We start from the raw sequence: 6,856 nt of genomic DNA on the forward strand, positions 1-6,856 counted from the left end.
TAACAAACACAGGGATAGCACCATGAGCAAAATTTTTGAGGACAACAGCCAGACCATAGGCAACACCCCGCTTGTTCGTCTCAACCGTGTTACCAAGGGCCGCGTGCTGGCCAAGATCGAGAGCCGCAACCCGAGCTTCAGCGTCAAGTGCCGGATCGGTGCCAACCTCATCTGGGATGCCGAGAAACGCGGCGTGCTGACCAAGGGCAAGGTGATCATCGAGCCCACCAGCGGCAACACGGGCATTGCCCTGGCATTCGTGGCTGCGGCCCGCGGCTATCCCATCACCCTGACCATGCCGGCCACCATGAGCCTGGAGCGCCGCAAACTGCTCAAGGCCCTGGGTGCCAACCTGGTGCTGACCGAAGGCCCCCTCGGCATGAAGGGCGCCATTGCCAAGGCCAACGAGATCCTCGAATCCGAGCCGGGCAAGTACGTGCTGCTGCAACAGTTTGAAAACCCGGCCAACCCGGAAATCCACGAGCAGACCACTGGCCCCGAGATCTGGGACGCCACCGATGGCGAGGTGGATGTGTTCGTGGCGGGCGTCGGCACCGGCGGCACCATCACCGGGGTCTCCCGCTACATCAAGAAGACCAAGGGCAAGGCCATCGTCTCCGTGGCGGTCGAGCCCAGCGAATCCCCCGTCATCAGCCAGAAACTGGCGGGTGAAGAGATAAAGCCCGGTCCCCACAAGATCCAGGGCATCGGCGCCGGCTTCATCCCGGGCAACCTGGATTTGAGCCTGCTGGACCGCGTCGAGCAGGTGAGCAGTGACGAAGCCATCGAGATGGCCCGCCGCCTGATGGAAGAGGAAGGGATCCTGGCCGGTATCAGCTCCGGCGCTGCCGTGGTCGCTGCCAACCGTCTGGCCGAGCAGCCGGAGTTCGAAGGGAAAACGATTGTCGTCATCCTGCCGAGCGCCGCCGAGCGTTACCTCTCCAGCGCCCTCTTCGCCGGTGTGTTCAGCGAGCAGGAATTGCAGCAGTAGTTGATCAGCCAACACCAAAACGACGGCGCTCCTCGGAGCGCCGTTTTCATTATGCGCTAAACTCTCTAGCCACCAGTGCCACTCGGCCCCTTATTTTTTGGGGTAAAATAACAAACTTGGATATGACAAAAAAAGCAGACATTCTGTGATAAATCTCATATCCTGTGCGGCGTCACGAGGTGTTTGCTGGCAAGGTATCACAAGGTAACAAAGTGTTATTTTTCGTTATAAAATAATTTCAAGCCAGTCCTGACGCGGCTTGCAGCCTGATAGCGAAAAAATACCTGGCCACGACGCCGAATACTGCACAGAAAATTGACCTGGATTAAACCATTGCAGGTCTGATTTCGTTACTTTACAACATATCCATACTGACACGGTGAGACAGGAAGCCTCATTGGCGACCATCTCTCCAAACAATATCAATAATATGGGGTGAAACCATGTACGAGAAGTCTGTTGTTATTACTGCTGAAAACGGCCTGCACACCCGTCCTGCAGCTCAGTTCGTGAAAGAAGCCAAAGAATTCCAAAGCGAGATCACTGTGGTCTCCGGTGGCAAATCCGCCAGCGCCAAGAGCCTGTTCAAGCTCCAGACCCTGGGTCTGACCAAAGGCACCAACGTGACCATCCAGGCTGACGGCCCGGACGCTCAGAAAGCCGTTGAGAAGCTGGTTGCCCTGATGGACGAGCTGGAGTAATCCAGCTTTATTCCTCCCCCACAGTCGTTTTAATAGGAAGGATTATGATATCTGGCATTCTTGCGTCCCCCGGTATCGCATTCGGCAAGGCGCTTCTTCTGAAAGAAGATGAAATCGTTATCAATCAGGGCAAGATTCCCGCCGAACAGATTGATGCCGAGATCAACCGCTTCCTCGAAGCCCGCACCAAATCAGCCGCACAGCTGGAAGCCATCAAAGAGATGGCCGGTCGCACCTTCGGTGAAGAAAAAGAGGCCATCTTCGAAGGCCACATCATGCTGCTCGAAGATGAAGAGCTGGAAGGGGATATCAGATCCTTCATCAAAGAACACAAGGCCTCTGCCGACAGAGCCGTTCACGAGGTGATCGAACAGTACGCCAAGATGATGGCCGATCTGGATGACCCCTATCTGCGTGAGCGCGCCACCGACTTCCGTGACATCGGCACCCGTCTGGTCAAGAACGTACTGGGCATCGCCGTTGTCAACCTGAGCACCATCGACGAAGAGGTCATCCTGGTCGCCAAAGACCTGACCCCGTCTGAAACCGCTCAGATCAACCTGAAATACGTGCTGGGCTTCGTCACCGACATCGGTGGCCGTACCTCCCACACCTCCATCATGGCCCGCTCCCTGGAGCTGCCGGCCGTCGTGGGCACCAACGACATTACCGAGCGCGTCAAGAACGGTGACATGCTGGTGCTGGATGCGATCAACAACCAGGTCATCATCAACCCGACCGCCGACCAGTTGAACGAAGCCAAGAAGTTCCAGGCCCAGTTCCAGGCCGAGAAGGACGAGCTGGCCAAGCTCAAAGACCTGCCTGCCATCACTCTGGATGGCCACCAGGTCGAAGTGTGCGCCAACATCGGGACCGTCAAGGATACCGAAGGCGCCATCCGCAACGGCGCCGAAGGCGTGGGTCTGTACCGTACCGAGTTCCTGTTCATGGACCGTGACGCGCTGCCGACCGAAGACGAGCAGTTCAAGGCTTACAAAGAAGTGGCCGAAGCCATGCCGGATCAACCGATCATCGTCCGTACCATGGACATCGGCGGCGACAAAGAACTGCCCTACATGAATTTCCCGAAAGAGATGAACCCCTTCCTGGGCTGGCGTGCCGTGCGTATCTTCTTCGATCGCACCGACATCATGCACGCCCAGCTGCGGGCCATCCTGCGTGCGTCTGCCTTCGGCAAACTGCGCATCATGTTCCCGATGATCATCTCCGTCGAAGAGTTCCGCAGCCTGAAGGCTACCGTGGAGACGCTGAAAGCCGAACTGCGTGCCGAAGGCAAAGCCTTTGATGAATCCATCGAAGTGGGTATCATGATTGAGACCCCGGCCGCGGCCGTGATGGCTCATCATCTGGCCAAGGAAGTGGATTTCTTCAGTATCGGTACCAACGACCTGACCCAGTACACCCTGGCTGTCGACCGTGGTAACGAGATGATTTCCGCCATGTACAACCCGCTGTCACCCTCCGTCCTGACCCTGATCAAGATGGTGATCGACGCTTCCCATGACAATGGCAAGTGGACCGGTATGTGCGGTGAACTGGCTGGTGACGAACGCGCCACCCTGCTGCTGCTGGGTATGGGTCTGGATGAGTTCTCCATGAGCGCCATCTCTGTACCGCGTATCAAGAAGCTTATCCGCAACACCAACTTCGAAGATGTGAAGGCCATGGCCGACCAGGCGCTGAGCTTTGCCACCGCCGCCGAAATCGAAGCGTGCGTAGATAACTTTATTAAGCAGAAGGCAGTCTGCTAAGATCGGCTGCAAACAGCGACAATCATCTCTAGGAGCTTTTACTATGGGTCTGTTCGACAAACTGAAGAAACTGGTTTCCGACGACAGTTCTGACACTGGCGGCATCGAAATCTTTGCTCCGCTGTCCGGCGAAATCGTCCCCATCGAAGATGTGCCTGACGTCGTCTTCGCCGAGAAGATCGTCGGCGACGGCATCGCCATCAAACCGGCCGGCAACAAGATGGTTGCTCCGTGCGACGGCACCATCGGCAAAATCTTCGAGACCAACCACGCGTTCTCTCTGGAGTCCGACTCTGGTATCGAGCTGTTCGTTCACTTCGGTATCGACACCGTCGAGCTGAAGGGTGAAGGTTTCACCCGTATCGCTCAGGAAGGTCAACAGGTCAAGCGCGGTGACACCATCATCGAGTTCGATCTGGCCGTTCTGGAAGCTAAAGCCAAGTCTACCCTGACACCTGTGGTCATCTCCAACATGGACGAGATCAAAGAGCTGGTGAAGATGACTGGCGCCGTGACCGTGGGCGAAACCCCGGTGATCCGCATCAAGAAATAATGCGCCCTGGCCTGACGCCAGCGACCGCCAAAAACCGAAGCCTGGTGCTTCGGTTTTTTTTTGCCCCTTCCATCTCCCGATACTCCATGGGCTCCCGCACAGGTCAGCATGACGGCAAACAGGCAGAAATGTTATCGAGATCAACACGGGCATAAGCAAGCCGAGTACCCTCAAGAGGGATACCTGTGGGTCCTTTGGCTCGATATGAGACGGGATGAAAAGAGATAAACCGCTTAAGTGGCGAGGAGACAACGATGCTGAGAAATACCGAACAACGTTATGGCAGCCTGAGCATAGGGCTGCACTGGTTGACCCTGCTGCTGATGATCGCCGTCTACGGCCTGATGGAGTTCAGGGACATCTTCCCCAAAGGGTCGGCTGGCCGCGACCTGATGAAGGAGTTTCACTTCATGGTGGGTCTGCTGATCCTGGCGCTGGTGGTCGTGCGCCTGCTGGTGCGCGTGGGTAGCCCTTCACCGCGTATCGTGCCCGAGCTCTCCCCCCTGATGCTCACGCTGGCCAAGCTCGCCCACCTGGCGCTCTATGGCTTCCTGATCCTCACCCCGCTGCTGGGCTGGCTGCTGCTGAGTGCGGGCGGCAAGCCCATTCCCTTCTTCGGCCTCGCACTCCCCGCCCTCATCGCCCCCGACGACGGCCTGAAGGGTACCATCAAGGAGCTGCACGAGACGCTGGCCAACATTGGCTATGCCCTGATTGCCCTGCACGCGGCGGCAGCCATCTACCACCACCATGTGCTCAAGGACAACACCCTGACCAATATGCTGCCCGAGCGCAAATAACCGGCGACGGGTTGCACACCAACAGAAAGGCCCCTGTGACAGGGGCCTTTCTGTTCATGGAGGGTCATGGGCGACACATCGTCATCCGGGCAACACCACCCGGCTTTCGCCGCCGCCGAGGGCCTCCACCCGCACCTGCACGCCGATCCGCTCCACCAGGGTCTGCACGTGGGAGATGACCCCGATCTGGCGACCGGCCGCCTGCAGGGAATCGAGGCTTGAGAGCGCCAGATCCAGGCTGTCGGGATCGAGGGTGCCGAAGCCCTCATCGATGAACAGCGATTCGACCTGGGTCTGGCGCGACGACAGGCTGGAGAGGGCCAGCGCCAGCGCCAGCGACACCAGGAAGCTCTCGCCGCCGGAGAGGGAGTCCACCGAGCGCACCTCGTCCCCCATGTCGAGATCCACCACCTGCAGCGCCAGATCGGTGCCGGGCACCCGCTCCAGTCGATAGCGGGGGGAGAGCTCGGCGAGCTGGGCGTTGGCCTCCAGCAGCAGTCGCTCCAGGGTGAGGCTCTGGGCGAAGGTACGCAGCTTGGCGCCGCTGGCCGAACCGATAAGGTCACAGAGCCGCTGCCAGTGATCCGCCACCGCCTGCTGGGCGGCCAGTTCCTCCTGCAGGGTGCCCGCCTTGAGGGCCGCCGCCTCCGCCTGTGCCAGCGTGCTCTTGCACTGGAACAGCTGCTCGTCGAGGGCGCGGCAGTGCGCCTCCAGCGCTGTCAGCCGGCTGTCGAGTTCCTGGGGCGCCAACGCGGCCAGCTCGGGGTGATGCTCGCGGTAACGATCCCGCTTGCTCTCCTCCAGCGCCAGCGCCCGCTGCCGCTCGGTCAAACGGGTACGCGCCTCGGCGCGGGCATCCTCCAGCGCCTGCAAGGCGGCGCGGCGCCCCTTGATCTCATCCGGGCTCATGGCCAGCAGGCGGCGCAGATCATATTCGGCGATGCCGAGGCTGCTGGCGTGGGCAGCCCAGCGCCCCAGCACCTCCCGTCGCCGCCGGCTGCTCACCTGCTTCTCCTGCTCCAGATGGCTGAGACGGGTCTTGAGCTCGGTCTGGCGCTCGCGCAGGGTGCGGGCCGCCCCCTGCATCGTCTCCAGCTCGCTGGCAAGTTGCTGCAGCCGCTGCTGCCAGCGGCTCTCGACCAGGGCAATCTCCTCCCCCCCCAGGCAGGTGGCACGACTGGTAACCAGCCCCTGCCGTTGCTGTTCATGTTCCTTGTAGTCGCGCTCGAGCTTGTGCAGCAGCTCACGCTGGGTCTGCAAGCGCGCCTCCTGAGCACTCAGGGTCGGGGTGAGGCTGGCAATCTCGCCGGTCAGCCGCTCCCACTCGCTCTGGCCGTGCAGCCAGGCCTCGCAGGCCCGCTGCCACTCGCGCCACTGCTGGCTGCCCAGCCACTGACGCCAGGGCTGGCCTCCCATCTGCTCGTCGAGCCGGCTGCCCCCCTGTTCAAGGCGCTGGCGCAGGGTCGTTTCCTGCTCGCCCATCGCATTCACCTCCCCTTCCAGAGCGATGCGCTGGCGATCGGCCTCCTGCCACTGCTGCTCGAACTGCTGGTGCTGGCTGGCCAGCTGGCTCAGCTGCTGGCGCACGGCCTGCAACTGCTGCTGCCCCTGCTGGGCCTCGCGCAGTTGCTGCTGGCTGCGGGCCAGCCCCTGCTCCAGACTCTGGCCGCGGCCGAGCAGGGTACTCATCAACTCGTTCCACTCGATCGGGCTCTGACGCAGCGGCAGCGGATGGCCCAGCAGCTCGGCACCGCCCAGCTGCTGCCAACGCTGGGTCAGCTGCTCGGCGCGCGTCTCCAGCTCAGGTAGATGCTGCTGACGCACTGCCAGCTGGCGGGCCAGCTCCTGGCGTTCGCTCTCGCACTGAATGTATTGGTGATTGAGCCGCTCCCACTCGAGCTCCAGGCTGCGGACGCGCTCCGCCAGCTGGCCGAGAATACCGGCCACATGCGGCTGGCTCTGGTGATAGGGGTGCTCCTCGGCGCCGCAGAGCGGGCAAGGTTCACCGTCGCGCAGGATGTGGCGATGCTGCTCGAGAC

General features: G+C 60.7%; 6 protein-coding genes. 5 read left to right on the forward strand and 1 reads right to left on the reverse strand.

Annotated features, from left to right (window positions below):
- The first annotated feature begins 22 nt into the window (after positions 1–22).
- From cysK to AACR77_RS22120, 5 genes are all read left to right on the forward strand, one after another.
- Positions 23–991 carry a cysteine synthase A gene (gene cysK / locus AACR77_RS22100; protein WP_042878905.1) on the forward strand — a complete coding sequence of 323 codons (969 nt, stop codon included), beginning with the start codon at positions 23–25 and terminating at the stop codon, positions 989–991.
- A gap of 443 nt (positions 992–1,434) precedes the next feature.
- Positions 1,435–1,692 (forward strand): HPr family phosphocarrier protein, encoded by a 258-nt coding sequence (locus AACR77_RS22105; RefSeq protein ID WP_005303128.1) that lies wholly within the window; start codon positions 1,435–1,437, stop codon positions 1,690–1,692.
- A 44-nt stretch (positions 1,693–1,736) separates the two neighbouring features.
- Positions 1,737–3,464 (forward strand): phosphoenolpyruvate-protein phosphotransferase PtsI, encoded by a 1,728-nt coding sequence (gene ptsI / locus AACR77_RS22110; RefSeq protein ID WP_041213301.1) that lies wholly within the window; start codon positions 1,737–1,739, stop codon positions 3,462–3,464.
- A 43-nt stretch (positions 3,465–3,507) separates the two neighbouring features.
- On the forward strand, positions 3,508–4,017 hold the full coding sequence (gene crr / locus AACR77_RS22115) for a PTS glucose transporter subunit IIA (RefSeq protein WP_010673569.1): 510 nt from the start codon (positions 3,508–3,510) through the stop codon (positions 4,015–4,017).
- Positions 4,018–4,271: 254 nt separating this feature from the next.
- Positions 4,272–4,817 (forward strand): cytochrome b, encoded by a 546-nt coding sequence (locus tag AACR77_RS22120; RefSeq protein ID WP_041214756.1) that lies wholly within the window; start codon positions 4,272–4,274, stop codon positions 4,815–4,817.
- 81 nt (positions 4,818–4,898) lie between these two features.
- On the opposite strand, the gene AACR77_RS22125 is transcribed toward AACR77_RS22120, so the two are convergent.
- A partial coding sequence (locus AACR77_RS22125; RefSeq protein WP_042878907.1) for an SbcC/MukB-like Walker B domain-containing protein occupies positions 4,899–6,856 on the reverse strand: 1,958 nt, incomplete at its 5' end.

The organism is Aeromonas sp. ZOR0002, assembly GCF_963866995.1.
GTDB classification, from domain to species: Bacteria; Pseudomonadota; Gammaproteobacteria; order Enterobacterales; family Aeromonadaceae; genus Aeromonas; species Aeromonas caviae.

What these genes read in the sequence shown, in the direction of transcription:
- cysK (WP_042878905.1), top strand. Translation starts at nt 23, where the DNA reads ATGAGCAAAATTTTTGAGGACAACAGCCAGACCATAGGCAACACCCCG.
- AACR77_RS22105 (WP_005303128.1), top strand. Translation starts at nt 1,435, where the DNA reads ATGTACGAGAAGTCTGTTGTTATTACTGCTGAAAACGGCCTGCACACC.
- ptsI (WP_041213301.1), top strand. Translation starts at nt 1,737, where the DNA reads ATGATATCTGGCATTCTTGCGTCCCCCGGTATCGCATTCGGCAAGGCG.
- crr (WP_010673569.1), top strand. Translation starts at nt 3,508, where the DNA reads ATGGGTCTGTTCGACAAACTGAAGAAACTGGTTTCCGACGACAGTTCT.
- AACR77_RS22120 (WP_041214756.1), top strand. Translation starts at nt 4,272, where the DNA reads ATGCTGAGAAATACCGAACAACGTTATGGCAGCCTGAGCATAGGGCTG.